Below are 23,135 nucleotides of genomic sequence, written 5' to 3' on the forward strand. Positions count from 1 at the left end.
ATTGTTTCGCAGTTCTCTTATGGGTCTTAGCCCACGGAACCTTCTAATGACAAACCAAGTAAGTTTTGTGCTTCTACAGCGAATTCCATCGGTAATTCACGAATCACTTGTTTGCAAAAGCCATTCACAATCATTGACACCGCGTCCTCAGCGTCCAGACCACGCTGTTTACAATAAAACAACTGGTCTTCACTGATTTTTGAGGTAGACGCTTCATGCTCTACTTTTGCTGTCGGATTTTTCACTTCGATGTAAGGGAAAGTGTGGGCACCACAGGTGTCACTCATCAATAAAGAGTCACACTCGGTGTAATTACGCGCATTTTCCGCATTAGGCCCGACTCTTACCAATCCACGATAGGCGTTCTGCGAACGACCGGCAGAAATACCTTTTGAAATAATCGTTGAGCTGGTGTTCTTACCCAGGTGGATCATTTTGGTACCGGTATCGGCTTGCTGCATGTTGTTCGTCACAGCTACAGAATAAAATTCACCGACCGAATTATCCCCTTGTAAAACTACACTTGGATATTTCCAGGTAATAGCGGAACCCGTTTCTACTTGTGTCCAGGAAACTTTCGACGATTCACCACGACAGGCAGCACGCTTAGTGACAAAGTTGTAAATGCCGCCTTTGCCATTTTCATCGCCCGGATACCAGTTTTGAACCGTAGAATATTTGATCTCAGCCCGGTCCATCGCCACCAATTCAACCACCGCGGCATGAAGCTGATTTTCATCACGCATTGGCGCGGTACAGCCTTCCAGATAACTGACATAAGCGTCATCATCGGCAATGATTAATGTACGTTCAAACTGACCCGTATTGGCGGCATTGATACGAAAATAAGTAGATAGCTCCATTGGGCAACGTACGCCTTTAGGAATATAAACAAACGAGCCATCGGTAAAAACGGCTGAGTTCAGTGCCGCATAAAAGTTGTCTTTGTGTGGAACCACACTGCCAATATATTTTTTTACCAATTCAGGATGCTCTTGGATAGCTTCTGAAATTGGCATAAATAGAATGCCTTGCTCAGCTAATTTATCTTTAAACGTGTTTGAAACAGAGACACTGTCAAAGACTGCGTCGACAGCGACACCTGCCAGACGTGCTCGCTCATCCAGAGGCACACCCAGTTTTTCGTAAGTTTTTAATAACTCGGGATCAACTTCATCCAGACTTTTTGGACCGTCTGTTTTTTTCTTGGGCGCTGAGTAATAACTAATGTCTTGATAGTCAATCTCAGGATAATGAACGTGTGCCCATTCCGGCGTATCCATGGTTAGCCAATGACGATAGGCTTTCAATCGCCACTCTAGCATCCATTCAGGTTCATTCTTGATAAAAGAGATTTGTCTGATGACATCTTCATTTAAGCCTGGTGGCAGACTATCTACTTCGATATCAGTAACAAATCCTGCTTTGTATTCTTTCTGCGTAATCGCTTCAAGTTGTTGACTTTGTTCAGTCATGGAACTCACCATCCTGTAAAGTTGTTTTATTCATCCCGTTATAAGATGAATAGAATCTAATCGGGCTGCCCACCAAAGAAGACTGCGGGGCCAGCATGTCCGATAGTTTTACTTCGTCTAACGCATGGAAAACAGCGTCGTTAATTTTGGTCCAATTGGTTTGCACGGCACAGTGTGTTTCCTGATCACAGTGACTGTCTGTGCTTACGCATTCCGTCAACGCAATTGGCCCTTCTATCGCTGTTATGATTTCTGCAACGGTGATGTCATCGGGGTGACGACTTAGACTGTAGCCCCCCATAACGCCTCTTTCTGACTTTAATAAGCCTGAGTGAGACAATAACTTTAAAACTTTTCTAACCGTTGGCAGTGGTACTTTCACTGCTTCAGCAATAGCATGTGCACTATGTTGAACTTGCAGATTAGACGCAAAGTGACTCATCAGCACGATGCCATAATCTGTTAATTTTCCCATTCGCAACATTGGTGCACCTCCTAATTGGTACTATTATAGTATCAATTAGATTAATAACCAAGTGTTTTTCTCAGTTATTACCTCATTGGGGTCGTGAAAATATTGTAGATTTAGCGTATGGTTATGAACTTTCGTTCACAAACAGTGTACTAAAATCGGCACGCACCTTATAAATACATTGAGAGCATTATATGAAATTAAAAACACTCGCTATTTTACCTTTACTATTTGGAGCAAACGTAATGGCTGCTGACAACGCCACAACATTAGAAACAGATAAACAAAAAATTAGTTACATCTTTGGTATTCAAGTTGGTCAAAATATGATGCAAGAAGGTGTGGAACTGGATATCGAAGCTTTCAAAGCAGGTGTTGCCGATATGATGGCTGGCCAGCAACCCCAACTTGACCAAGCCACTGCAGAACAAGTTGTTCAAGCTTACCAAGCCCAAAAAGCGCAAGAGCTAGCTAAAGTCATGAATGAGAAACAAGCTCAAGCTAAAGCATTTATGGAAGAGAACGCTAAGAAAGATGGCGTTGTCACAACAGATAGCGGTCTACAATACGAAGTCCTGAAAGAAGGTGATGGCGCGACGCCAACAGAAAATGACAAAGTCATTGCTAACTATAAAGGTACATTAATCGACGGTACCGTTTTCGATAGCTCATATGACCGTGGCGAGCCAGCTACATTCCCAGTCAATGGTGTTATTCAAGGCTGGCAAGAAGCATTGAAAATGATGAAAGAAGGGTCTAAATGGCGCATCGTTGTTCCAGCTAATCTGGCTTACGGTCCACGTGGTGCAGGAAACTTAATCGGTCCTAACGAAACCTTGATTTTTGAAATTGAGTTGATTGCTATCACAAAATAATTGATGATTAATTATAAAAAGAGCCGCCTAAAGGCGGCTTTTTTTATGTCTGTCATTCCAACATTTTTGTAAGCTTTTGCCAGTCAAAATAAGGACCTGGATCAGTTTTCCGCCCTGGGGCAATATGCTCATGTCCCGTTATTTTTTCATGAGTAAGCGTAGGGTAGGTCTTGCATAATGTCATTATTACTTCAGCAAGCACCTCATATTGCACGTGTTCAAATGGCATATCGTCACACCCCTCCAGTTCAATCCCTATTGTAAAGTCATTGCACCTCTCTCTGCCTTGCCAGTGAGAGACTCCCGCATGCCAAGCTCGCGCATGAAAAGGCACAAACTGGACAATATCCCCTGTCCTTCTAATCAGGAGATGGGATGAGACTTTTAAACCTTCTAGCTGCTGAAAATATGGGTGAGCCGAGCAATCAAGCTTGTTAAGAAAAAGATCATCAATAAATGTGTCGCCAAACTCACCAGGCGGCAGGCTGATGTTATGTATGACGATACCTGAAATATCGTTCTTATCCGGTCGCTCGTCATAATTTGGCGATGATGTCATTATTGCGCTATCAAGCAGCCCTGATTCTCTATTTATTTTCACTGATGTCACTCATGGCATGGATACGATAATTGGATTAATCAGGCAACACACGTTACCCTATCCTATTTAGCCTTTACCATATCGATATGACAATAGAAAATCCATTGCCCGCTGCATTTATCGCCTCTCAAGTTAAACTATCTTTACTTGAAGATATCGGACAAGAGGATTTAACGGCAAATCTTATTCCTGCTGACGCAGTCGCTTCTGCGACATTAATCACTCGGGAAGATGCCACACTTTGCGGAATGCAATGGTTCAACAGTGTGTTTGAACAGCTGGATGCGTCAATTTCAGTAAATTGGAAGGCACAGGATGGCGACAGAGTGAAAGCAAACTCAATCTTGTGTGAACTTCATGGACCAGCCAGAAGCCTACTAACTGGTGAACGCACTGCAATGAATTTTCTACAGACTTTATCAGCTACAGCAACGCTATCATCTGTCTATGCAGATGCTGTTTCCGGGTTGCCCGTAAAAATATTGGATACGCGTAAAACCATTCCGGGCTGGCGTGTCGCTCAAAAATATGCCGTCAAATGTGGCGGCTGCTTTAATCATAGAGTGGGCCTCTATGATGGTATTCTCATCAAAGAAAATCATATTATGGCCGCAGGCTCAATAGAGCGTGCCGTTCATCAGGCAAAAGCTTTATCTGCTAATGTACCTATTGAAGTCGAAGTAGAAAGTCTAGCAGAACTAAAGCAAGCGCTAGTGGCTGGCGCAGATATCATCTTATTAGATAACTTCACAATCGATGATTTAAAACAAGCTGTTACACTGAATAAAGGCCAATCAGAACTCGAGGCTTCTGGAGGTATCACATTGGGTAATATCAGAAGCATCGCTGAAACAGGCGTAGATAGGATATCAGTAGGTGCGTTAACTAAAGATATAAAGGCCGTTGATCTTTCTATGCGTTTTTCTTGAATAAAAAAACCGCAGTACCATTAAAGTGAATGGTGACTGCGGTTGAGAGTAAACCTTTATTCTAAGCCGACTTGCCAAAGCTCCAGATTTTGTTCAATAACTTTCCCTGAAGTAGCGTCAATCTCAATTTTCATTTCTTTACCATCACGAGTGGCAATATCGAATTCGTAGGTGGCTTTTCCGTCTTCTTCTATTTCATATTCCACTTCGACGATTTCACCCGGATACATATCTAAAGCAATGTCTCGTGCTTCCGCCTCACTCATTTTAGCGTGGGCTTTAAACTTAGGGTGGTTAGGATGATCAACCTCTTGCTCTACCTCTATCACCTCACCTGTTCTTACTGAGCATTCCACATCCCAGTCAGCACCATCAATGCCACGAATATCAAACTCGTATACATCTCTTTCATTTTCGACTTTTCTTTCCACTTTAATGACATGACCTGGCTTGAGGTCAGTCACGACAGTTAGACACCGTTCAAAGAATTGAGGTGAATCTTCAGCCAGGAGCGCACCAGAAAACAAAGACAAAATGAAGAACCCTAAAAATTTCATTCAATAATCCTAGATAAAAAAAGGGGCTGATTCTCAGCCCCTTTTACGTTACTACTACATGGTTAACTTAAAGCCAATCCATCCAGCTCTTGGAGAACTTGTTCCAACGAAACGTTCGTCACCTTCATAAGCATCCATTCCTGGAGCTTCATCAGGTTCACCATACAAACCAAAGGTGTTGTACTCACTGTCGAACAAGTTATCGACTTTAGCAAAGAACTGTAGATGCTCGTTCACTTTATAACGGCTATGCAGATTCACTATGCGATATCCAGCGATTTTCTTGTCCACGTTCGCTTCATCACCACGATAACGTTGGCTAGAATGATATGATGCAGTTAGACCTGCAGAAAACTGTTGGGTAAAGGCATAGTCAAGCCCTACTTTCAAGTTATGGGCAGGTATACTAGGTAGACGATCACCTTTAGAGACGTTATACAAATCCCCATCTCTCGAGTAGGTGAAGTTATCTTCAAACGTTGCACGAACATAACCATAGTTTGCTGACCAGCTTAACTTCTCGTATTGACCTGCCATACCCAGCTCAAGACCTGCTCGCGCTGTTTTATCAATATTTCTGAAGTTGCCTAAACCTAAACGTCCACTTACATCTTCTGACTGACTTTCATCTTCTGAAAAGAACAACAAGTCGTCTTTCAACTCTGTGTAATAGACGTTGGCATACCAATCAAACAGCTCTTGTTGACCACGCAGGCCTGTTTCGATCGTTCTTGCGACAACATCATCTAACGGAGGATCTGCTAGGAACGCATTAGGATAAGCACATGGTGACTCAGGTTCAGCACAAGTCAATTCGGTAGCTGTAGGCGCACGATTAGACTCGTTATAGCTGACATATGATGTCATGTTATCAGTCAGTTTATAGGTTAATCCCAATGAAGGATTTAAGCGCTTGAATGTATGAGAGTTACCTGATTCATTCAAATCTTGTTCACCACCTTCGCTGTAACCAGAAATATCAACTTCAATCCAGTTATAACGAGCACCTACAGTCATTGCTAAGCGATCTGTAAATGAATGTGTATTGGTGAAAAAGATGCTGTAAGTATCAGTTTTAATCTTACCATCAACTAACGTATCTTCGATCACGTAGCCAGTGCCTGAAGTACCTCGTGTGTTAGTGAACTGTGCAATTTCAGACTGCGAACTGTAATCCACATCAGAGCGATCGTAACCAACGCCCACGATTAACTGATTGTCACGACCAAAAAGATCTTGCAAAAACGTAGACTGGAATGCAAAGCCATAACTGTCTTGCTCTGTCTTACTTGTGTTGTTTAAAGCAACAAAATCACCATCAGCAAAGCCTAATGCAGCAGCACTTACTGGTAATACTTCATCATCACCGTCAAAAACTCCTTCTACACCATCTTCGTCTTCACCTATCTGACCACCAATCACTGAAAACTCAGAACCATCTCCATTAAATGATGTACGGTCACTCTTGCGATAGTATGTGTTTGCAGCAAGCATGGTGTTGTCATTTATCCAGTGGGTACCGTTCAATGTGAACATACGCAGTTTATTTTGCGTATTATCTGGATGTGTGAACACTGCTTCACGGTCAGCATCGACTAATAGTGTTGGTGAAGCACCATTACCATTCAAATCACTATCAACGGCGGTGATACCGAAGTCTAATGTGGAGTCTTCATCTGCATAGCTCAGGTTGGTAAAGAACTGCTCTACACGTGAAGGTGAAAAGTCACGCCAGCCATCTTCTTTGGTAATTGAGCCAGTCACAAAGTAAGCAAAATTACCATCACTGCCACCACTTTCAATAGTGCCTGAATCACGGCCAAATGAGCCTGTGTAGGCTTCTAGACTATGTCCAGGATTGGTGAAACCGGTTTTTGTTTTGAGGGATAATGCACCACCCAGCGTATTCAAACCAAACAGTGGGTTCGAACCTGGAATTAAATTAGTGCTCGCAATCGCAGACTGAGGAATTAAGTCAAAATTCACTGCATCACCAAATGGTTCATTTACACGAATACCATCTATGTAGACAGATAAACCTTGTGAGTTACCGACTAATGGTGAAGCCGTAAAACCACGAAACTGTAGATCAGGTTGGAAAGGGTTATTTTGAGCTTGGTTTAAGCTAACACTACCCAGCGTTTTGTTCATGAAATCAGAAATATCTAATGACTGAACACGTTCGATATCTTCTTCAGTCGCTGTCTGAACATTAGCAGCTACTTGATCTTTTGGTAAGCCTACGCCATGTAGAGGGGTTGTCCCTACGACTTCTATGTCGCTTAATTTCACATCATCGTCAGCGGCAAAACTCGCACTGGAAAACAGTGCAGAGGTTAGCATGACGCAAATCAGCTTTCTCTTTTGCGGAAATTGCATTACCTATACTCTCCTGAGTTATTTTTATGGTTGTAAAAACTCAATAACAAGAGCATATATAGTGCCAAGTTTATAAATGTTTTTTTAACAAACACTTACAAATCTTAATAGCAGTGAAATCACCTATAAACGGCTACAATGAACCAACCAGGGTGGCTGATATCAACCAGATTTAAACCAAGACAATTTGTCGTGCAGTTTCGTCACTTCACCTATGATAAGTAAGGTGGGTGCTATGGGTTTTTCACGTTCAGCAAGCATAGGTAGCTCAGCAATGTTGCTTAACCAGACTTTTTGGTTTTCAGTTGTACCTTGTTGGACCAGTGCTGCAGGCATATCGGCCGGCATGCCATGCTGTTGCAATTGTTGACTCAATTGAGGTAAGCCAGCAAGTCCCATGTAGACCACCACTGTTTGTCTTGGTTTCACTAAGACAGGCCAATTTAAATTTAATTCCCCTTCTTTCAATTGACCAGTCACAAAAATACAACTTTGGGCATAATCGCGATGAGTCAATGGTATACCAGCATAGGATGCGCAGCCTGATGCGGCTGTGATTCCAGGCACCACCTGAAAAGGAATATTATGTTCAGCCAAGGTATCGATTTCTTCTCCACCCCGACCAAATATAAATGGGTCGCCGCCTTTTAAACGTAAAACACGTTTGCCTTGTTGGGCATGTTTAAGTAATAAATTATTGATTTCTTCCTGTCTAACGGCATGCCATGCTCGTTGCTTACCGACATAGACGAGTTCAGCCTCCTTACGAACCAAAGCCAAAATTTCTTTACTGACCAAGCGGTCATAAAAAACAATATCGGCCTGTTGCATGAGTCTTAGTGCTTTAAATGTCAGTAATTCAGGATCGCCAGGACCAGCCCCCACCAAGAACACTTCGCCGGTGTCAATCGTTTCCGCCTCATCAGCCAGCTGTTGTTGAAGAACCTGCTCAGCCAGAGCTTCTCGACCCGCTAAAACATGGTCAGCAACAGAACCAGATAAAACGTTATCCCAAAACTGTCTGCGTTGACGAAGTTCTCCAAACTTCTGTTTCACCGCATAACGATATTTTCCCATCAATTCGCCTAGCTTACTGTAGCCTGGTGGAATTAAGGTTTCTAAACGTGCACGCAAATTCCTAGCTAAAACTGGCGATTCACCACCACTGGATACCGCCACAATAATAGGAGAGCGATCTAATACTGAAGCAAAAATAAAGTCGCTGTCATCAGGGTTATCAGTGAGGTTGGTTAAGATATTTTTCTTTTGAGCAACCTCATGTACAGACTGATTAACCTTTTCGTCATCGGTTGCTGCAATTACCAAGCGTTGGTCGCTGATATGAGCTGGAGTGAACAATGATCGAGTCCAACTTACCTCGCCTTGCTGAACAAGCGCATTTAATGCATCCGTCAGCTCAGGTGAGACTATGGTCACTTTGGCCTGTGCTTTTAAAAGTAGCTTCGTTTTTCGAGTGGCAACACTGCCTCCGCCCACAACCATGCAAGTTTGTTTTTTTAAATCTAAAAATATCGGTAAATAATCCATGAATTAATCTTTTAAAGGTAAGGCCAGCCCTTGTAAGACATAACCATTTTCCATATTTTGAACGATAGCCACCAATGACATATCAACTAATTTCCAGTCTTTGTCGATAGGAATCTGTGTTTTTAGCTCGGTTGTGCCATCTTTTTTTACCGGGTATGGCCCGAGCCAGGCTCTGACAAGATATTGATGATTAAACGTTGCACCAGCATTGTCACCACCACGGATCTCACTGAGGACATTATTTTCAGTCAGCGCCAGATACACTTGGCTGTGCTCTCTGTTTTCCTGATCTTGCACCGTCACTGTTGTATCCACTGATAAGGTAGTACCAGCAAGCTGTGCGTGTAATGCGATATCGGCTTCAGGCTCAAAGTCACTCACAAAATCAATGGCTTCAAGGCCATGTGCTCGCCAATCATGTAACACCTCTCCACTGATGAAGAATTCAGGTGTATAGACAGTTTGAAATAGATTTAATCTGGCAAGCTGTTTTTGTCTTTCTGTAAAAATCGGACTAGCAAAACGATCTACCCAGCCTTTTTTTCATCCAGATAATCGACGTGGAAATTTAATACCACGATATCTTCGTTTGTCACACCTTTATCAGGCAGCTGTTTCACCCATTTTTCCGCAGGTGGACATAAACCGCAGCCTTCAGCTGTGAACAATTCCATCACAACCAGGTGCTTATTGCTTGTTTCAGCTTGCCAGTCTGAGGCAAGCAAAACAGGAGATGTAAATAAGCTAAACAAGGTCAGGAGTCGGCAGGCTTGTTTAAACATAAAGACCTCCATTTTATTTCTGTTGTGACGGGCTAAGTGGCTGGCTAAATCTTTCACTGCCATCTTCAATAATAGCGAGCTCTCTCAACACAGACGTCGCAAAACAACCTGCTGGTAGAAAAAATGATACTTGCAGATGTGTATCAAACCATTGCCAGTTAAAGTCTGAAGGCAGTAGGCGTATAGCTCGACGTTCTTGCTTGAGCCCTTGTCGAGATAATGCCTGAAGCCAATCCTGCCAATCTGCCAAAATAGTCGTTTCTAATTGCTGGCAGTCATCCTGACTCAACAGATCGCCTTGCCCGACAAGTGGCCCAGTTGGGTGAATATCAAAATGAGCAAGGCGATCATGCAGTTGCATGTCGTCGTTATCGGATTGAAAACAACTGTGACTGCCATTTAACTGCATCACATCACCTTTTAACCATTGATTCCAGTTACTATTTTTGACACGTTCACTCACTATTAAGTTGAACAACCATGAACGCGCAGCAGAGAGGTATAGACCTTTTTTGGTACGACTTTTAGGTTTTCTGCCTTGCTGGAACCATTGTTCAACAGCCTGTAAATTATTCATCTGGTGACCAAATCGCTGTTCACCAAAGTAATTGGGTACCCCGTCTTTTTGTACCTGACTAAGCGCCGATTCCCAACTTTGTTTATCACCTTCAACAACGGTCAAGTTCAGGGTGAACCGATTACCAGATAACACACCACGTTTTAGTTTCTTATTGTGGCGTGTGATTTGATTGATGGTTATCAAGTCAGACTCGAAGGCTGACCAATCTGGTTCAGTGACACCTTCAGTATTAACACTAAGCCATTGCGTCGTGACAGCGTGTCGGTCTTTTAAACCAGCATAGCCAATAGCTACCTCTTCAACACCAGCAAACTGAGCTAACTGTTTAGCTAACCAATCAGTATTCGTATCGGTTTTGGTAATTTGTAACATCACATGAGGCCCTTGACCAGCGGGTTCAAAGGGTAATTGCTCTTCGACTCGAAAATCTTCAGGCGTCTGACGAATAAGGCAACGATGGTTTAACGCTGCTGTATTGACTCTGGCTAAGGCGGCAAAATCAAATGATGACAAGGTTAGTCGTCCATCGGCTTAATCAAGGCGACAGCATGAGTGGCTATCCCCTCTTTGCGACCCGCAAAACCTAACTTTTCAGTAGTAGTCGCTTTGATATTAATGGCAGTGATATCGGTTTGCATGTCGGCGGCTAACAATTCGCGCATTTGAGGGATAAAAGGCGCCATTTTGGGTGCTTGTGCAATAATCGTGGCATCAACATTACTCACAGACCATCCCCGTTTTACAAGATCGTCGATAACACGCCGCAATAAAATACGACTATCAATGCCTTTGAATGCCTCATCGTTATCAGGAAAGTGATGGCCGATGTCCCATAAGCCGGCAGCACCCAATAAAGCATCACAGATAGCATGAATCAGTACATCACCATCTGAATGCGCTTCAAGTCCATGCGTGTGTGGGATGGTCATACCGCCAATGATTAAAGGGGTGTCCTCAGTAAACCGATGAACGTCATAGCCATGTCCGATACGCATTAATTTTCTCCTGCCTGCTGGCGTAAATAAAGTGCTGCAAGTGCCAAGTCTTGTGGAAGTGTGATCTTTAGATTATCACTATGCCCTTCCACCATACGTGGCTGATAGCCAGCAAGTTCCACCGCGCTAGCTTCATCGGTAACGGCGAAAGACTGATCGGATGCCGACTCTAGTGCACGTGAAAGCATTGCTAAACGAAACATCTGTGGCGTCGCAGCACGCCAAAGACCTTGACGGCAAACAGTCTCTTTAATGACGTTATCTGCATCGACTCGTTTGACCGTATCTGATACGGGAATACCTAGAATGCCACCAACCGGATCTTGCGATAAGGTGGCTAACATACGATCAATATCTTCATGTCGTAAACAAGGTCTGGCCGCATCGTGAACCAATACCCAAGGATCGTCAGCTAGCCGTTGCCGTAAAACCTTTAACGCATTTGTTACCGAATCAGAACGATCTTTACCACCTGTCGCTGTCAGCAACTCACAAGGTAAGGTGAGTGATAAATCAGACCACCACGTATCATTTTCAGCTAAAGCAATCACAATGCCATCAATAGCCGGATGTGAAGCCAGACGCTCAAGTGTTAATTGCAATACTGGTTTATTATTAATCTCTAAATACTGCTTAGGAATATCAGCCTGCATACGACTGCCAATACCTGCAGCGGGCACAACGGCCCAAACAGCCTGTTTACTGCTCATCTGGTTTATCAATAATCTGGAAAAAGGTTTCGCCTGGTTTTACCATGCCCAGCTCACTACGAGCTCTTTCTTCGAGGGCATCAAGACCACTTTTTAAGTCTTGTACCTCAGCAGCAAGCACTTGATTTCGCTCTTTTAACTCAGCGTTATCAATGCGTTGCTTTTCTACAGCTTGGTGGAGGCGTAATAAGGAAGGAAGCCCGTCATGACTTAGCCATAATCGGTATTGAAGCAATACCAATATGACGGCTAACAAGATCATGACGGGTTTAGACATATCACCTAGGCTTGTTGGACGTTAAACGCCTTCATACCTGGGTAGCTGGCAGCATCACCTAATTCAGCTTCGATGCGAATCAGTTGGTTATATTTCGCAACGCGGTCTGAACGTGATAATGAACCTGTTTTGATTTGACCGGCATTGGTCGCCACAGCCAAATCAGCAATTGTCGTATCTTCTGTTTCACCACTACGGTGAGATACAACGGCGGTGTAACCATTGGCTTTCGCTAAGTTAATCGCATCCAATGTTTCAGACAAAGTACCAATTTGATTCACTTTGATAAGAATCGAGTTGGCGACGCCTTTATCGATACCTTCTTGCAGAATTTTCGGGTTAGTGACAAACAGGTCATCACCGACCAACTGTACTTTATCGCCAATTTTATCGGTCAACAATTTCCAGCCTTCCCAGTCATTTTCATCCATACCGTCTTCAATACTGATGATCGGATATTTATTCGACCAGTCTGCCAATAAATCGGCAAATTCTGCTGACGTTAATGAGCGATTTTCAGAAGCCAGCACATACATGCCATCTTTATAAAATTCTGAGCTGGCTGCATCTAAAGCCAACATAATATCTTTACCTGCTTCATAACCGGCGTTTTTAATGGCTTCCAGTATCACTTCAATCGCTGACTCGTTAGATGGCAGATCCGGTGCAAAACCACCTTCATCACCGACAGCTGTATTCAAGCCACGGCTGTTCAGCACTTTTTTCAATTCATGGAAGACTTCAGCACCATAACGCACAGCTTCAGTCAGGCTGGATGCGCCGACAGGCATGATCATAAATTCTTGTAAATCGACGCTGTTATCAGCGTGTGAACCACCGTTGATGATGTTCATCATCGGTACTGGCATCACGGCTTTTTCTTCGGTTGACAGGTATTTGTATAAGGTTTTCTTCGCATCGGCGGCAGCAGCGCGGGCAGATGCCATCGAGATAGCTAATAAGGCATTAGCACCTAAACGGCTTTTGTTTTCGGTGCCATCTGTGGCAATCAATTTATTGTCTAAAGCACGTTGGTCGTTAGCGTCCATTCCCAGTACCGCTTCACGTAACTCACCGTTGACGGCTTCAACTGCTTTTAAAACACCTTTACCTAAGTAACGGCCTTTATCGCCGTCACGTAATTCAACGGCTTCACGTTCACCTGTTGAGGCACCAGATGGCACTGCTGCACGTCCAAATGCACCACTTTCCAGAATAACGTCAGCTTCAACCGTCGGATTACCACGTGAATCGATGATTTCTCTTGCTTTTACATCAATGATTTTGCTCAATGCTCTGCTCCCGTAATGTTTTTTTTGATATAGACTTATCGACCAGCTAACAGCTCGTCTTCGATAAAGTCTTGTTGTTTTACTGTTGCATCTATTGCTTGCAGCATTTCTAACAATGCTGTCATTTTATGTAATGGCCAGGAATTAGGTCCATCACTTAAGGCTTTTTCAGGCTCGGGGTGTGTTTCCATAAACACACCGGCAATGCCGGTTGCGACCGCTGCACGTGCCAGTACAGGCACAAATTCACGTTGACCACCAGAGGCACCGCCTTGTCCACCGGGCTGCTGTACGGAGTGTGTTGCGTCATAAACTACAGGACAGTCCATATTTCGCATGGTAGGTAAACCACGCATATCGGAGATCAGGGTGTTGTAACCAAATGAGGTGCCACGTTCACACAACATAATCTGTTGGTTACCGGTTGATTTGGCTTTGTCTGCGACGTGTTGCATATCCCAAGGTGCGAGAAACTGACCTTTTTTGATATTAACTGGCAGCCCCTGACTAGCCACATTGACAATAAAATTCGTTTGGCGACATAAGAACGCTGGTGTCTGCAACACATCTACCACGCTGGCAACTTCGGCTAGTGGCGTATCTTCATGCACATCCGTCAGTACGGGCAAATTAAATTCTTTTTTAACTTTTTCCAGAATCGCTAAACCAGCTTCTAAACCTGGTCCACGATAGCTCTTTGTCGAGGTACGATTGGCTTTATCAAAAGAGGACTTGTAGATAAATGGAATACCCAACTTGTCAGTGATTTCTTTCAACTGACCGGCTACATCCATGGTCATTTGCTCACTTTCAATAACGCAGGTACCGGCAATTAAAAATAAAGGCTGTCTACCACCCACTTCATGACCACATAATTGCATGGTATTACCCTCTATTCTTTTTGTTAGCTTTGGCGGCACTGATAAATCCTTCAAATAAAGGATGACCATGACGCGGTGTCGATGTGAATTCTGGATGGAACTGACAAGCTACAAACCATTGATGTTCTGGAATTTCAATCATTTCAGCCAAGGTTTCATCTTTTGACATACCAGAGAACACTAAACCCGCTTGTTCCAGTTTCTCTTTATAGTTGCTATTGAACTCGTAACGGTGACGATGACGTTCAACAATTTCTTGCTCACCATAAATTTTTTGAGCCAGACTGCCAGGTTTCAGTACACATGGATAACCACCAAGGCGCATGGTACCGCCAAGGTCAGAATCATGATCGCGTTGCTCAACGCTGCCGTCTTCTTTTTGCCACTCGGTAATCAGCCCAATCACAGGATCAACCGTGTTTAAGTCAAACTCTGTACTGTAAGCTTCGGGCATACCGGCTTTATGACGTGCATACTCAATGACGGCAACCTGCATACCTAAACAAATACCCAGGTATGGAACATTATTTTCGCGGGCAAACTGCGCGGTTTGGATCATGCCTTCAACACCGCGCTCACCGAAGCCGCCCGGTACCAGAATCGCATCCATATCCTTGATGCAATCCGGCCCTTGCTGCTCAACCAGTTCCGAATCGACATAATGCACATGCACTTTGGTTCTGGTATGGATACCAGCATGAATTAATGATTCAGACAACGATTTATAAGCTTCGGTCAGTTCCATATACTTACCGACCATAGCGATATTCACTTCGCCTTCCGGTTTAGTCAGGTTGTTGTAGACCTGTTGCCATTGGCTTAAATCAGCCGGTTTAGCATCTAAACCTAATTGTTTCACGACAATGTCATCTAAGCCCTGACGGTGTAATTCCATTGGAATTTTATAGATGCTGTCCACATCCACACAAGACACCACATTATTCACTGCCACATTGGTGAATAACGCAATTTTCTTACGTTCAGATTCTGGCAGAGGACGATCCATCCGACATACCAACACATCCGGTTGAATACCAATGGTTCTGAGTTCTTTAACTGAGTGTTGTGTGGGTTTGGTTTTGATTTCGCCTGCTGATGCAATATATGGCACCAAAGTTAAATGCAGGAATAATGCACGTTCACGGCCCAATTCGGAGCCCATCTGACGAATGGTTTCAAGGAAAGGTAAAGATTCAATATCCCCAACTGTGCCACCAATCTCTATCAACGCCACATCGGCATCACCGGCACCTTCGAAAATACAGCGCTTGATTTCATCAGTAATGTGCGGAATAACCTGTACGGTATTGCCTAAATACTCGCCACGACGTTCTTTACGAATCACGTTCTCATAAATCTGTCCGGTCGTGTAGTTATTGCTGCGGGTCATATCCGCATCAATGAAACGCTCATAGTGACCGAGGTCAAGGTCAGTTTCTGCACCGTCTTCTGTGACAAAAACCTCACCGTGTTGAAGCGGGCTCATCGTGCCGGGATCAACGTTGATGTAAGGGTCAAGTTTTACCAACGTGACTTTCAGTCCACGTGCTTCAAGAATAGCAGCCAGTGACGCCGCGGCAATCCCCTTACCCAGGGAAGACACAACACCACCAGTGACGAAAATAAATTTAGTCATAATATGGAGAGTTCAATAAAAAACGACGCGGCCAGAATGGCTGCGCTCAAAATAGCGTATAAATTATCAGAATTGCCCTTCCCGCTCAATCTAAATCTGGTTGAAGATCACCAGCCAGATAAGGCAGCCAGCCTTTTTCACCAGTATCAGCCGCATAATGTTCAGCATAACCATATCCCACAACGCCGACTAACTCTGCTCCAACAAAAATCAGCGGAATAGTTGCGCGCTTCCAAGGCGGTACTGACCACTCCTGGAAAAGCTGTTTTAATGATTTATGTTGCGGATGTCCCCTAAGCCGGATTTTTTCCCCGCCCTGACGATAACGCATCATAAGATCACCATTGAGCACAGATGTTTTCAAACCATCACCGGAAGTCAACTGCCATTTGAGTGTGCAGTCGTCGGACAACTCAAGTTCTGCAGGGCCAGTGAAATTAATCTCTATTGGAGGGAGTTCTGAATCTGTAGAAGTCTGAACATATAAATCATCTCGATAACGCCTGACTTCAGTATCTGCCCATCTCACCAGCGGGGCTTTATCATCAGCGGCATTGATCACGTCTTCGATAATACGCTGTAAAATCGCTGTAGACGGTAATACATACCCTGCTGTTTCAATCATAAACCGCAACAGGTTTCGTTGCCGCTCCAAGGGTAGTTGTTTCACGGCTGCGATAGATAAATGTCCATCGTGTTTCAACTGACACTGTTCTCGATCCTGTTCCGCCAATTGAGCTAATAACAGACTAGTCTCTTGGCAATGCTTTGCACTTCGACTAATAGTTTTTTCAATAGTGGGCCAACGCTGTTGCAAAAGCGGCCAAATTTCTTGGCGTAGATAATTGCGATTGATATCGATGTTTTGATTACTGGGATCATCAACCCAATGAAGCTGATGAAGTTCAGCATAATCAAGAATATCCTGCTTGGGCACATCTAACAGTGGTCGGATAATACTCATACCATGTGACTGACTTTCAGGCCACATAGCAGACAACCCTAATGGCCCTGCACCACGAAATAGCTGCAGTAAAAGCGTTTCAGCCTGATCATGCTGATGTTGGGCAGTGACCAGCACTTCATCTGACAGTAATTCATCACTCAGAGCCTGATAACGGGCTTTCCTGGCTGCGGCTTCCAAACCTAATTCATCGATATCCTGAACAGTGACATCAATATGACTAAATTCAATATCAAGTTTGCTGGCAACATCGGCACAATGCTTAGCCCACTGCTCCGCTGTTTTATGTAAACCGTGGTTAATATGTACAGCACGAACTTGAGCAAGCTGTGGGTGTTGTGTGGTTGCTAAAAGATGCAATAAGACATGAGAATCGACACCACCACTGTAGGCAAGACAAACAGGTCGTCCTGCCGCCAGTGAAGTAATGTCAGTGATGATTTTTTGGGGATTTAATGACACCCCGTTTTTTATCCCTCAAAAGCGCCGTAATTCAGCAGTTTTTCCTGACGGCGTTTGATTAATTTATCAGCAGGGAGTTTTTCTAACTCTTTCATTTTATTTTCAATGGCTTGTTTGACGCGTTTTGCCATTTCAGGCACGTTACGGTGGGCACCGCCTAAAGGCTCAGCAACAACTTCGTCGATCAGTTTCAGTTCTTTCAGTCGTGAAGAGGTCACACCTAATGTGGCTGCGGCATCTGAGGCTTTTTCGGCACTCTTCCATAAAATAGAGGCACAACCTTCTGGGGAAATCACCGAGTAAATACCGTATTCAAGCATCATCAGATGATCAGCAACACCTACAGCTAATGCGCCACCAGAACCACCTTCACCAATGACTGTACTGATAATGGGCGTTTTTAATTGCGCCATTTCAAACAGATTACGGGCAATCGCTTCACTTTGACCACGTTCTTCCGCACCGATGCCAGGATAAGCGCCAGGCGTGTCAATGAAGGTAATCACAGGCATGCCAAAGCGTTCTGCCATTTTCATCACACGCAATGCTTTACGATAACCTTCTGGTCTTGGCATACCAAAGTTTCTGGCGACTTTCTCTTTGGTGTCACGCCCTTTTTGATGGCCAATCGCCACAACAGGACGACCATTTAAACGACCGATCCCGGCGACCAAAGCAGCATCATCAGCATAAGTGCGATCACCATGCAGTTCTTCGAAGTCTGTCAGAAGTAATTTAATGTAATCAAGGGTGTATGGACGTTGTGGATGACGCGCCATTTGTGTGATTTGCCAGGGCGTTAATGAGGCGAAAATCGATTTTGTCAGACTTTCACTTTTTTCCTTTAACTTTTGAATCTCTTCAGTGATATTTAAATCACTGTCATTACTCATGTAGCGCAACTCATCAATTTTCGCTTCCAGCTCAGCGATGGGTTGTTCGTAGTCAAGGAAATTTAACTGCATCAGGATTACCTTAGATATTCAAAAATGGGTGGATTATACACATTAAGCCAGTGAGACACTTAGCTGAGAATTAATTCATCTGGTGTGTCTGATCCGGCACTGTCATCACCAAGACGAATAGCCAGACTCAAATCATTACGCGAATCGGCATTCATTAATGCGTCTTCTTCTGTGATCTTACCACTGCGATACAGACCGAGCAGCGCCTGATCAAATGTAATGGTACCTTTTTCATTACTGTCACGCATGGCATCTTTGATACTGCCAATTTCTCCTTTATTGATCAAATCTGAGATATATGGAGAATTCAGCATGACCTCAACGGCAGGTACACGCCCTGCATCCTTGGTTGGCAATAATCGTTGAGAAATAATGGCTCGCAAATTAAGCGATAAATCCATTAATAGCTGTCGGTGCAAAATTTCAGGGAAAAAGTTAATAATTCTATCGAGTGCCTGATTGGCGTTATTAGCGTGCAATGTCGCCAGACAGAGATGACCCGTTTCAGCATAGTTAATCGCGTGTTTCATTGTTTCCATATCACGGATTTCACCAATAAGAATGACGTCGGGCGCTTCACGCAAGGCATTTTTTAAGGCGTTTTCATAAGATAAAGTATCAATACCAACTTCACGCTGTTGCACGATTGAACGTTCATGTTTGTGTACAAACTCAAGCGGGTCTTCAATTGTCAGAATATGTGAACTGGAATTACGATTGCGATGACCTATCATCGATGCCAGTGTGGTTGACTTACCTGAACCTGTTGCCCCCACCACTAGAATCAGTCCACGTTTTTCCATGACCACATCACCGAGCACATCAGGCAAACCAATTTGTTCAAAGGTTGGAATGGAGGTTCTGATATAACGAATCACGATAGAACACTCGCCACGCTGACGGAAAATATTGACCCGGAAACGCCCCACGCCTTTCAGAGGAACAGCAAAGTTCATCTCAAGTGTGCTTTCAAATTCCTTTGCCTGCTCATCCGTCATCATCGAATAAGCCATTTCTTTCACATCACCGGGCGCTAATTTCTGGGTGCCAACCGGTCTGATGACGCCCTGAATTTTGATATGGGGTTCAGTGCCAGTGCAGAAAAACATATCTGAGGCATCCTTGTCTGCCATCAGTCTGAAATAAGGTGTCATATCCACTTTGCGGGTCCTCTTGCAACAATGCTCAGATAGTGTGTTTATCCTACAACAATGCGAATGTGCATACTATTATGCGTTTCACGCTTTTCGAGTGCTCAATTTGTCATCGTAGCACGGTATCGAACGGTGACGTTTTGACTTTCCGGCAACATAGCTAACTGACTCATCAAAGTATCGCTGGGGGTAACCTGCCAGTCATCACCTAACATAATTACCGTGCTTGCCTGTTCGTTCTGATATAACAACTCCAGTGATAAAGCACCACCCTTGAAAGGCGTCAGCGTATTTTTCATTTGTTCTATCCACTGACTGACCTTGTCTTTATTATCAATATTAATCTGGAGAGAATGACCAAACGCTTCGCGCGCTCCAGTGATATCAAACACTTTTTCTGCTGTCGCGGCTAGGCCCCCAGTGAAGTTGTCCTGTCCGATTTTGCCTTGAATCACTACCAGCTTGTCAGGCTGAATAAAGCTCTGATATTGGTCATAAACATCGGCAAACACTCGCACTTCCAGACGACCACTCTGATCATCCAATGTGATAAAAGCCATACGGCCGCCATTTTTTGACTTCATGGTGCGAATCGCCACCACCAAGCCAGCAGTTAACACTGGTTTTTCATTACGCTGATACCCTTTGGATTCAGGCGCATCCAGTTCATTGATACGTTTGGGGATAAATTCAGCCAATTCTTTTTGATAACGATCAATCGGATGACCACTCAGGTATAAACCCAGGGTGTCTTTTTCAGCCTGTAATAAATGTTCTTCTGCCCACTCCGCGGCCTGTTCCAGAGGCTCATCCTGACCGCTATCAACTTCCGGACTGAGTCCAAACAGATCATTCTGACCACTGTCTTTATTACGCCGATGTTGATCGGCGATCTGCATCGCTTTTGTCAGGCTGGCCTCAATACTGGCGCGGTGTCCACCGAGAGAGTCCATGGCACCCGCTTTCACAAGCGACTCCATCACCCGACGGTTAATCTTACGCATATCAACCCGGCGACAAAAATCATACAAAGAACTGAAGGTTTCGCCCTGTTCACGCTCAGACACAATACCGGCCAGGGCAGACTCACCCACGCCTTTAATTGCGCCTAAGCCATAACGAATCGTTCTTTCATCTTCCACGGTGAATTTGATTTTGCTGTGATTCACATCAGGTGGTAGCACCTTCAGTTTCATATCACGACACTCATCAATCAAGCCAACGACTTTATCCGTATTATCCATATCCGCAGATAACACGGCTGCCATAAACGCGGCAGGATAATGGGCTTTTAACCAGGCGGTTTGATAAGCGACTAAGGCATAAGCCGCCGAGTGAGATTTGTTAAAACCATACTCAGCGAATTTTTCCATCAAGTCGAAAATCGGTCCGGCTTCTTTTTCCTCAATGCCCCGTTTAGCTGCCCCTTCGAGGAACAATAAACGTTGTTTGGCCATTTCTTCCGGTTTTTTCTTACCCATTGCACGGCGCAACATATCGGCGCCACCCAGGCTATAGTTCGCCAGGATCTGGGCGATTTGCATAACCTGTTCCTGATAGACAATGACTCCATAGGTTGGCTTCAATACAGGCTCAAGATCGGGATGAGGGTAATCAACTTTTGCCCGACCATGTTTACGGTTAACAAAGTCATCTACCATGCCCGATTGCAATGGACCAGGACGGAATAACGCAACCAAGGCCACGATATCCTCAAAATTATCAGGTTGTAAGCGTTTAACCAGCTCTTTCATCCCACGCGATTCAAGCTGGAATACGGCAGTTGTTTCACAACGCTTCAATAAAGCGTAGGTTGGTTTATCGTCCAATGGTAGATTGGCAATATCGATTTTATCGGCGTCTTCTTTAGGTAGCAGCGTGCGGACGTTTTTCATTGCCCAGTCAATCACTGTCAGCGTTTTTAGGCCCAGAAAGTCAAACTTCACCAGACCGACACTCTCCACATCATCTTTATCAAACTGAGAGACAAGACCAGCACCATTGTGCTCACTATAAATTGGCGTGTACTCGGTCAATACTTTTGGCGCGATAACAACACCACCGGCATGTTTACCGACGTTTCTGGTTAAGCCCTCCAGCTGTAAAGCGAGGTCAATCAGGGTTTTGACTTCTTCCTCATTGTCATAACGCTCTTTCAGCAATGGCTCTTGCTCCATCGCTTTGCTGAGTGTCATCTTTAATTCAAACGGGACTAATTTTGCGAGCTGATCAACAAAGCCATAGGGATGACCTAATACACGGCCGACATCACGCAATACCGCTTTGGCTGCCATGGTCCCGAAGGTAATAATCTGTGATACGTGATCCCGACCATAATGTTGTGACACATATTCAATAACCCGGTCACGACCATCCATACAAAAGTCGACGTCAAAGTCGGGCAAAGAAACACGCTCAGGGTTAAGAAAACGTTCAAACAGCAAGTCATATTGCAAGGGATCAAGGTCGGTGATTTTTAAGGCATAAGCCACCAGAGAACCTGCACCCGAACCCCGTCCTGGCCCAACCGGCACATCATTATTCTTCGCCCACTGGATGAAGTCAGCAACGATCAAGAAGTAGCCTGGGAAGCCCATTTGGTTGATAACATCCAGCTCAATCTGCAAACGCTCTTCATAGCGTGCTTTATTCGCTTCTCTATCAGCTTCGTCTGGGAACAACACTTCTAAGCGTTCAGCAAGGCCTTTGAAAGACTCTTCACTGAAAAACTGCTCAATGGTCATGCCCTCTGGTACTGGGAAGTCAGGCAGATAATGCTCACCCAGTGTCAGTTGCAGATTACAACGCTTGGCAATTTCAACCGTATTTTCTATCGCTTCAGGAATGTCTTCAAATAAGGCGGTCATCTCTTCAGCGCTTCGAAGATATTGATGCTCCGAGTAATTCCGTGGACGCCGTGGATCATCCAGCTGACGGCCCTCATGGATGCAGACTTTGGCTTCATGCGCTTCAAATTGATCAGGGGTTAAGAAACGCACATCGTTGGTCGCGACCACCGGTAAGTCTTTTTCTGCTGCTAAAGCTGTAGCTGCCCGGATAAACCGCTCTTCATCTTCTCGTCCGGTACGAATCAACTCCATGTATAAACGGTCAGGAAACAATGTCTGCCAGAAGTTAAGCTGCTGCTCAATTTCATCTTTCTGATGATTGAGTAAGGCTTTACCCAAAATACCTTCACGACCGCCAGATAAACAAATCAGTCCATCAGTTTGGCCTTGCAACCACTCAGCTTCCAGCATCGGTACACCGAGGTGCTGGCCTTCCATATAGGCTTTTGATAACAGGCGTGACAGATTGTGAAACCCATCCAGGTTCATACACAGCAACACAAACCGCGTGCTTTGCTTGGCGTCATTCGGATCACGCAAACGCAGATCGGCACCTAATATCGGTTTCACACCAGCCTGCATCGCCGCATTAAATAATTTCACTGCCGCGAATAAATTATGATGATCGGTGATCGCAATAGCAGGCATGCCTGCATCGGCCACTTGCTTGACCAAGGGTTTGACTCTGACTAAACCATCAACCAGAGAATAATCAGTATGCAAATGAAGATGGACAAACGATTTTGGCATTA

General features: G+C 44.3%; 21 protein-coding genes. 2 read left to right on the plus strand and 19 right to left on the minus strand.

Translation table 11 applies throughout. The features are described from left to right. Positions 1-26: 26 nt before the first annotated feature. Positions 27-1,475, minus strand: a complete 1,449-nt coding sequence (gene sufB, locus QUE24_RS02060) for a Fe-S cluster assembly protein SufB (RefSeq protein WP_286305018.1) — start codon at positions 1,473-1,475, stop codon at positions 27-29. Continuing rightward, on the minus strand, positions 1,468-1,950 hold the full coding sequence (locus tag QUE24_RS02065) for an SUF system Fe-S cluster assembly regulator (protein ID WP_286305019.1): 483 nt from the start codon (positions 1,948-1,950) through the stop codon (positions 1,468-1,470). Before QUE24_RS02065 ends, sufB begins: the two co-directional genes overlap by 8 nt. Before the next feature lie 191 nt (positions 1,951-2,141). On the opposite strand from QUE24_RS02065, the gene bamJ reads away from it, so the two are divergent. Next, positions 2,142-2,822: a BamJ family beta-barrel-assembly machinery protein gene (gene bamJ / locus QUE24_RS02070; RefSeq protein ID WP_286305020.1), complete on the plus strand. Its 681-nt coding sequence runs from the start codon at positions 2,142-2,144 to the stop codon at positions 2,820-2,822. A gap of 52 nt (positions 2,823-2,874) precedes the next feature. Here the strand turns inward: bamJ and ampD are convergent, their stop codons facing one another. Further along, the gene (gene ampD, locus QUE24_RS02075; RefSeq protein WP_286305021.1) at positions 2,875-3,423 is read right to left on the minus strand and encodes a 1,6-anhydro-N-acetylmuramyl-L-alanine amidase AmpD; all 549 of its coding nucleotides are present in this window, start codon (positions 3,421-3,423) and stop codon (positions 2,875-2,877) included. An 86-nt stretch (positions 3,424-3,509) separates the two neighbouring features. Here ampD and nadC point away from each other — a divergent pair, with 86 nt between their 5' ends. After that, the gene (gene nadC / locus QUE24_RS02080) at positions 3,510-4,352 is read left to right on the plus strand and encodes a carboxylating nicotinate-nucleotide diphosphorylase (protein ID WP_286305022.1); all 843 of its coding nucleotides are present in this window, start codon (positions 3,510-3,512) and stop codon (positions 4,350-4,352) included. A gap of 56 nt (positions 4,353-4,408) precedes the next feature. On the opposite strand, the gene QUE24_RS02085 is transcribed toward nadC, so the two are convergent. The 16 genes from QUE24_RS02085 to dnaE all read right to left on the minus strand — a co-directional run bounded on the left by QUE24_RS02085 (position 4,409) and on the right by dnaE (position 23,133). Then, a complete protein-coding gene (locus QUE24_RS02085; protein ID WP_286305023.1) occupies positions 4,409-4,909 on the minus strand; it encodes a PepSY domain-containing protein in 501 nt (166 codons plus the stop codon). A gap of 54 nt (positions 4,910-4,963) precedes the next feature. Next, the gene (locus tag QUE24_RS02090) at positions 4,964-7,288 is read right to left on the minus strand and encodes a TonB-dependent receptor (RefSeq protein WP_286305024.1); all 2,325 of its coding nucleotides are present in this window, start codon (positions 7,286-7,288) and stop codon (positions 4,964-4,966) included. 162 nt (positions 7,289-7,450) lie between these two features. Beyond that, complete coding sequence (gene cysG, locus QUE24_RS02095) at positions 7,451-8,836, minus strand: siroheme synthase CysG (RefSeq protein WP_286305025.1); 1,386 nt, start codon at positions 8,834-8,836, stop codon at positions 7,451-7,453. Between the two features lie 3 nt (positions 8,837-8,839). Then, complete coding sequence (locus tag QUE24_RS02100) at positions 8,840-9,346, minus strand: DUF1223 domain-containing protein (RefSeq protein ID WP_286306062.1); 507 nt, start codon at positions 9,344-9,346, stop codon at positions 8,840-8,842. Between the two features lie 17 nt (positions 9,347-9,363). Further along, entirely contained in the window at positions 9,364-9,618 is a 255-nt protein-coding gene (locus tag QUE24_RS02105; RefSeq protein ID WP_286305026.1) for a DUF1223 domain-containing protein, read from the minus strand. 13 nt (positions 9,619-9,631) lie between these two features. Then, complete coding sequence (truD, locus tag QUE24_RS02110) at positions 9,632-10,711, minus strand: tRNA pseudouridine(13) synthase TruD (RefSeq protein WP_286305027.1); 1,080 nt, start codon at positions 10,709-10,711, stop codon at positions 9,632-9,634. 2 nt (positions 10,712-10,713) lie between these two features. Continuing rightward, positions 10,714-11,193, minus strand: coding sequence for a 2-C-methyl-D-erythritol 2,4-cyclodiphosphate synthase (gene ispF / locus QUE24_RS02115; RefSeq protein WP_286305028.1), 480 nt, complete (start codon positions 11,191-11,193; stop codon positions 10,714-10,716). Then, on the minus strand, positions 11,193-11,903 hold the full coding sequence (gene ispD, locus QUE24_RS02120; protein ID WP_286305029.1) for a 2-C-methyl-D-erythritol 4-phosphate cytidylyltransferase: 711 nt from the start codon (positions 11,901-11,903) through the stop codon (positions 11,193-11,195). Before ispD ends, ispF begins: the two co-directional genes overlap by 1 nt. Further along, complete coding sequence (gene ftsB / locus QUE24_RS02125) at positions 11,893-12,180, minus strand: cell division protein FtsB (protein WP_286305030.1); 288 nt, start codon at positions 12,178-12,180, stop codon at positions 11,893-11,895. Before ftsB ends, ispD begins: the two co-directional genes overlap by 11 nt. Positions 12,181-12,185: 5 nt before the next feature. Next, a complete protein-coding gene (gene eno, locus QUE24_RS02130; protein WP_286305031.1) occupies positions 12,186-13,472 on the minus strand; it encodes a phosphopyruvate hydratase in 1,287 nt (428 codons plus the stop codon). A gap of 35 nt (positions 13,473-13,507) precedes the next feature. After that, positions 13,508-14,353 (minus strand): 3-deoxy-8-phosphooctulonate synthase, encoded by an 846-nt coding sequence (gene kdsA / locus QUE24_RS02135; protein ID WP_091711720.1) that lies wholly within the window; start codon positions 14,351-14,353, stop codon positions 13,508-13,510. A 4-nt stretch (positions 14,354-14,357) separates the two neighbouring features. Further along, on the minus strand, positions 14,358-15,989 hold the full coding sequence (gene pyrG / locus QUE24_RS02140) for a CTP synthase (RefSeq protein ID WP_286305032.1): 1,632 nt from the start codon (positions 15,987-15,989) through the stop codon (positions 14,358-14,360). A gap of 85 nt (positions 15,990-16,074) precedes the next feature. Beyond that, positions 16,075-17,415 carry a tRNA lysidine(34) synthetase TilS gene (gene tilS, locus QUE24_RS02145; protein WP_286305033.1) on the minus strand — a complete coding sequence of 447 codons (1,341 nt, stop codon included), beginning with the start codon at positions 17,413-17,415 and terminating at the stop codon, positions 16,075-16,077. Between the two features lie 8 nt (positions 17,416-17,423). Further along, complete coding sequence (locus QUE24_RS02150) at positions 17,424-18,380, minus strand: acetyl-CoA carboxylase carboxyltransferase subunit alpha (RefSeq protein WP_286305034.1); 957 nt, start codon at positions 18,378-18,380, stop codon at positions 17,424-17,426. A gap of 59 nt (positions 18,381-18,439) precedes the next feature. Then, complete coding sequence (locus QUE24_RS02155) at positions 18,440-19,540, minus strand: PilT/PilU family type 4a pilus ATPase (protein WP_414673349.1); 1,101 nt, start codon at positions 19,538-19,540, stop codon at positions 18,440-18,442. A 95-nt stretch (positions 19,541-19,635) separates the two neighbouring features. Continuing rightward, a complete protein-coding gene (gene dnaE, locus QUE24_RS02160) occupies positions 19,636-23,133 on the minus strand; it encodes a DNA polymerase III subunit alpha (RefSeq protein WP_286305035.1) in 3,498 nt (1,165 codons plus the stop codon). Between the last annotated feature and the right edge of the window lie 2 nt (positions 23,134-23,135).

The sequence above is a fragment of the Methylophaga marina genome (genome assembly GCF_030296755.1).
Taxonomy (GTDB): domain Bacteria; phylum Pseudomonadota; class Gammaproteobacteria; order Nitrosococcales; family Methylophagaceae; genus Methylophaga; species Methylophaga marina.

Coding starts and splice junctions, on each gene's coding strand:
- sufB (WP_286305018.1), bottom strand. CDS start 1,475: ATGACTGAACAAAGTCAACAACTTGAAGCGATTACGCAGAAAGAATAC.
- QUE24_RS02065 (WP_286305019.1), bottom strand. CDS start 1,950: ATGGGAAAATTAACAGATTATGGCATCGTGCTGATGAGTCACTTTGCG.
- bamJ (WP_286305020.1), top strand. CDS start 2,142: ATGAAATTAAAAACACTCGCTATTTTACCTTTACTATTTGGAGCAAAC.
- nadC (WP_286305022.1), top strand. CDS start 3,510: ATGACAATAGAAAATCCATTGCCCGCTGCATTTATCGCCTCTCAAGTT.
- QUE24_RS02085 (WP_286305023.1), bottom strand. CDS start 4,909: ATGAAATTTTTAGGGTTCTTCATTTTGTCTTTGTTTTCTGGTGCGCTC.
- QUE24_RS02090 (WP_286305024.1), bottom strand. CDS start 7,288: ATGCAATTTCCGCAAAAGAGAAAGCTGATTTGCGTCATGCTAACCTCT.
- cysG (WP_286305025.1), bottom strand. CDS start 8,836: ATGGATTATTTACCGATATTTTTAGATTTAAAAAAACAAACTTGCATG.
- QUE24_RS02105 (WP_286305026.1), bottom strand. CDS start 9,618: ATGTTTAAACAAGCCTGCCGACTCCTGACCTTGTTTAGCTTATTTACA.
- ispF (WP_286305028.1), bottom strand. CDS start 11,193: ATGCGTATCGGACATGGCTATGACGTTCATCGGTTTACTGAGGACACC.
- ispD (WP_286305029.1), bottom strand. CDS start 11,903: ATGAGCAGTAAACAGGCTGTTTGGGCCGTTGTGCCCGCTGCAGGTATT.
- ftsB (WP_286305030.1), bottom strand. CDS start 12,180: ATGTCTAAACCCGTCATGATCTTGTTAGCCGTCATATTGGTATTGCTT.
- kdsA (WP_091711720.1), bottom strand. CDS start 14,353: ATGCAATTATGTGGTCATGAAGTGGGTGGTAGACAGCCTTTATTTTTA.
- pyrG (WP_286305032.1), bottom strand. CDS start 15,989: ATGACTAAATTTATTTTCGTCACTGGTGGTGTTGTGTCTTCCCTGGGT.
- QUE24_RS02150 (WP_286305034.1), bottom strand. CDS start 18,380: ATGCAGTTAAATTTCCTTGACTACGAACAACCCATCGCTGAGCTGGAA.
- dnaE (WP_286305035.1), bottom strand. CDS start 23,133: ATGCCAAAATCGTTTGTCCATCTTCATTTGCATACTGATTATTCTCTG.